Here is a 3885-nt window from a genome sequence, read left to right on the forward strand (position 1 = left end):
TGTGTGCCGTCGCCGGGTCGAGCGGGCCGCCGGCGGGGGCGGCCCCCCGGCGCCGGTGGGACCAGACCGCCGAACCGGCGACCGCGATCGAGAGCATCGCGGCGAAGCCCAGCGTGCCGCCGTTGCCCACCATCGACAGGAACAGCCCGCAGCCGATCAGCGCGAGCAGCACCGCGATGAGCGAGGCGCCGTCGACCCGCCCCGACAGCAGCCTGCGGCCCTCGTTCTCCTCCTCGCCCTCCAGCGGGATCAGCAGCCACGCGAAGCCGTAGAAGATCAGACCGATCCCACCGGTCACCGAGAGCACCCCGACGACGATCCGGAAGATGACCGGGTCGACGTCGCAGTACCGCCCGAGGCCTCCGCACACCCCGGCGAACACCTTCTGGCGGGGGCTGCGGGTCAGGTGCGGACCGGGCGCGGTGGCGGGGGCCGCCGGGGCCTCCGGGGATCCGGGGGACGCCTGGGGCCCCGGAGAGCTCTGCGAGCCCGGGGACCCCTGGGAGCCCGGAGAGCCCGGCGGGGACTCGGGCGGCGCGGGAGGCGGCTGGGACGGCGGCGGGGTCATAGCTCCATGGTGACCGGGCGCGAGCCGTGCCTCCACCCGCTCCGACCCTGGGCTCTCCCTGATATTCGCCGGCGGTCCCTCCGTCGGATGCGGCTCGGGTACGGCCTCGCGTACCGCTTCCGGTACGGGGCGGGCCGGTCCCCCGGCTCAGGGTCGGCTCAGGGTCCCGTCAGGGACCCGACCCTGATGCCAGGAGCCGCGCCGCCGTGTGACCATCAAAGGCATGCCGGCCGCCCCTCCCCGCCCCGCCCCGCCCTCGTACTCCCGCGCCCCCGCGCCGGAGGACCAGCCGACGCGCAAGCTCTACCGCAGCGCCGACGGCCGGCTCCTCGGCGGGGTGGCCCGCGGGCTCGCCGGGCACATGGGGCTGCCGGTCGTATGGGTACGGCTCGTCTTCCTCGGCCTCTTCTTCGCCCAGGGACTCGGCGCGCTGCTCTACGCGGTCTTCTGGATCGTCGTCCCGCTCGGCGTCGGCGGTACGGCTACCGAACCGCGCTCGCTCTTCGAGACGAGCCCCGACGGCCGGCGGCGGCTGCGCAAGCCCGACAAGGGGCAGGTCTTCGCGCTGGTCGCGCTGGTCATAGGCGCCGGGGTGTTCATCGGCAACGTCAATCTGGGCCGCAACCACGCCGACCGCTACATCTGGCCCACCCTGCTCATCGGCGCGGGCGTCGTCCTGGTCTGGCGCCAGGCCGACAACGCGCGCCGGGCGCGCTGGACCGAGGTCGGCCGCCGCCGCAGGGTGCTGCAACTGGCGCGCGGCTTCGCGGGCGTGGCGCTGGTCGGCCTGGGGCTGGCCGTCTTCATGGTGGTCAGGGGTGCGGCGGCCCAGCTCGGCAACGTCCTGACCGGCGCGATAGCCGTCGTGGCCGGGGTCGCGCTGCTCCTCGGGCCCTGGCTCGTCCGGATGACCCAGGACCTGTCCGAGGAACGGCTGATGCGGATCCGCGCCCAGGAGCGCGCCGAGGTCGCCGCACACGTCCACGACTCCGTCCTGCACACCCTCACGCTGATCCAGCGCAACGCGGACGAGCCCGGCGAGGTCCGCAGACTCGCCCGCGCCCAGGAACGCGAGCTGCGCGCCTGGCTCTACAACCCGGAGGGCACGGGCAAGGAGGAGGCGGACGAACCGGCCACCCTCGCCGACGCGGTGAAGCGGACGGCGGCGGAGGTGGAGGACTACCACGGGGTGCCGATCGAGGTGGTCGTCGTTGGCGACTGCCCGCTGGACGACCGGCTGGCCGCGCAGATGCAGGCGGCGCGCGAGGCCATGGTCAACGCCGCCAAGTACGGCGGCGACGGCGGGGCGGTGCAGGTCTTCGCCGAGGTGGACGGCCGTACGGTCTTCCTCTCCGTACGGGACCGGGGGCCCGGGTTCGACCTGGACGCGGTGCCGGACGACCGGATGGGGGTGCGGGAGTCGATCATCGGGCGGATGCAGCGGCACGGGGGGACGGCGCGGCTGCGGGCGGTGCCGGACGGGGGCACGGAGGTCGAGCTGGAGATGGAGCGGGCGGATTGAGGGCGGTGCGGGAGGCGGAACGTACCGTACGGGTGAGGACACGAAGCAGGGCGACGGCGAGGGGACAGGGACGATGAGCAGCGAAGGCGTACAGGCCGAAGGCACCGCGGGTCCGGCGGGAGGTCCGGCGGAGGGCGGCTTGGGGCGGCACGCGCGTGTGGTGCTCGTCGACGACCACCGGATGTTCCGTACCGGAGTGCAGGCCGAGATCGGCCGTACCGAGCAGACCGGCGTCGAGGTGGTCGGCGAGGCGGCCGACGTCGACCAGGCGGTCGCCGTGATCACGGCGACCCGCCCCGAGGTCGTCCTGCTCGACGTCCATCTGCCGGGCGGCGGCGGCGTCGAGGTGCTGCGCCGCTGCGCGCCGCTGATGGCGGCGGCGGAGAGCCCGGTGCGGTTCCTGGCGCTGTCGGTGTCGGACGCGGCGGAGGACGTCATCGGGGTGATCAGGGGCGGCGCCCGCGGCTATGTCACGAAGACGATCACCGGCGCCGACCTGGTCGACTCGATCTTCCGGGTGCAGGACGGGGACGCGGTCTTCTCGCCCCGGCTGGCCGGGTTCGTCCTGGACGCCTTCGCGTCCTCGGACGCGCCGCCGGTGGACGAGGACATGGACCGGCTGACGCAGCGGGAGCGGGAGGTGCTGCGGCTGATCGCGCGGGGGTACGCGTACAAGGAGATCGCGAAGCAGCTCTTCATCTCGGTGAAGACGGTCGAGTCGCACGTCTCGGCGGTCCTGCGCAAGCTCCAGCTGTCGAACCGGCACGAGCTGACGCGGTGGGCGACGGCGCGCCGGCTGGTCTGAGGACCGGCTGTCCGTGAGCGGGTGTGCGCGGATCAGTCCGAGCACTGCCACTGGGTGACGTACGCCTGCCCCCGGGCGTCCAGCAGAACCCCCCGGATGCATTCGCCGGGCTCGGTGTCGAGGCGGCCCCCCAGCGCGGCGACCCCGTCGCGCGTGCGCCGCGTACCGAACCAGTCCGCGAACGCCGTGACGCGGCGGTCCTTGCGCTGGTAGCCGAGGCGTACGGCGAGGTCGGGGCCGCCGTCGTGCTGGACGTACCGGGTGGTGAACCCGCCCTCGCCGCCGATCGGCCCCTCGATGCAGAGGCGGCCCCCCGAGAGCTCGCCGCAGCCCCGGGGGGTGACGCCGACGGGCGCGAGGACGAAGAGCGCCCCGGCGCCGAGAACCGTGGCCCGCACGGCGGCTCTCCGTCCTCGGCGTGTCACACGTATCACGGCTTCCCCTTCACGGACTCGCGGACCGGTGGGCGTCCGCGCTCATCGTGACCCGGGGGCGGGGGAGCGGCATCCCGGCGGGGGCCAGTCCGGCGACGGCGGTGCGTCCGGGTTGCTGCGGGCGTGCCGGCGGATGTGCTGAGGGCCCGGCGGACCGCGCTACACGGGGCGGGTGGCGCCCGCGAACGGCATCTGGTCGATCGGGGCGATCCGGACGTTCGTGCCGGTCCGCGGCGCGTGGATCATCTTCCCGTCGCCGACGTAGATCCCGACGTGACTGATGCCCGAGTAGAAGAACACCAGGTCACCGGGGGCGAGCTGGGAGCGGGGGACACGCTGTCCCGCGTTGATCTGGGTGTACGTGGTCCGGGGGAGGGAGACGCCCGCCGCGGACCAGGCGGCCTGGGTGAGCCCGGAGCAGTCGAAGGAGCCGGGGCCGGTCGCGCCCCAGACGTACGGCTTGCCGATCGCCGCGTACGCGAAGGCGACGGCCGCGGCGGCGCGGCTGCTGGGCGCCTTCGTCGCGGGGCGGGAGGCGGAACGGCCGGCGCGGGCG

At 74.5% G+C, this 3885-nt stretch carries 5 protein-coding genes; 2 read left to right on the forward strand and 3 right to left on the reverse strand.

Features of this window, described 5'->3' with window-relative positions:
- On the reverse strand, positions 1-568 hold a 568-nt coding region (locus tag GT042_RS27355; RefSeq protein ID WP_161311396.1), incomplete at its 3' end, for a PspC domain-containing protein.
- A 223-nt stretch (positions 569-791) separates the two neighbouring features.
- On the opposite strand from GT042_RS27355, the gene GT042_RS27360 reads away from it, so the two are divergent.
- Both GT042_RS27360 and GT042_RS27365 read left to right on the forward strand, forming a co-directional pair.
- The gene (locus GT042_RS27360) at positions 792-2090 is read left to right on the forward strand and encodes an ATP-binding protein (protein ID WP_161311397.1); all 1299 of its coding nucleotides are present in this window, start codon (positions 792-794) and stop codon (positions 2088-2090) included.
- A gap of 73 nt (positions 2091-2163) precedes the next feature.
- Complete coding sequence (locus tag GT042_RS27365; RefSeq protein WP_161311398.1) at positions 2164-2895, forward strand: response regulator transcription factor; 732 nt, start codon at positions 2164-2166, stop codon at positions 2893-2895.
- A 32-nt stretch (positions 2896-2927) separates the two neighbouring features.
- On the opposite strand, the gene GT042_RS27370 is transcribed toward GT042_RS27365, so the two are convergent.
- Both GT042_RS27370 and GT042_RS27375 read right to left on the reverse strand, forming a co-directional pair.
- Entirely contained in the window at positions 2928-3293 is a 366-nt protein-coding gene (locus GT042_RS27370) for a hypothetical protein (RefSeq protein ID WP_161311399.1), read from the reverse strand.
- A gap of 195 nt (positions 3294-3488) precedes the next feature.
- Positions 3489-3885: C40 family peptidase (locus tag GT042_RS27375; RefSeq protein WP_161311400.1), on the reverse strand; the 397-nt coding region annotated here is incomplete at its 5' end.

Source organism: Streptomyces sp. SID3212, from assembly GCF_009865405.1.
Classification (GTDB): domain Bacteria; phylum Actinomycetota; class Actinomycetes; order Streptomycetales; family Streptomycetaceae; genus Streptomyces.

Bases quoted from the DNA above. Each gene is read 5' to 3' on its own strand.
- GT042_RS27360 (WP_161311397.1), top strand. From the start codon at position 792: ATGCCGGCCGCCCCTCCCCGCCCCGCCCCGCCCTCGTACTCCCGCGCC.
- GT042_RS27365 (WP_161311398.1), top strand. From the start codon at position 2,164: ATGAGCAGCGAAGGCGTACAGGCCGAAGGCACCGCGGGTCCGGCGGGA.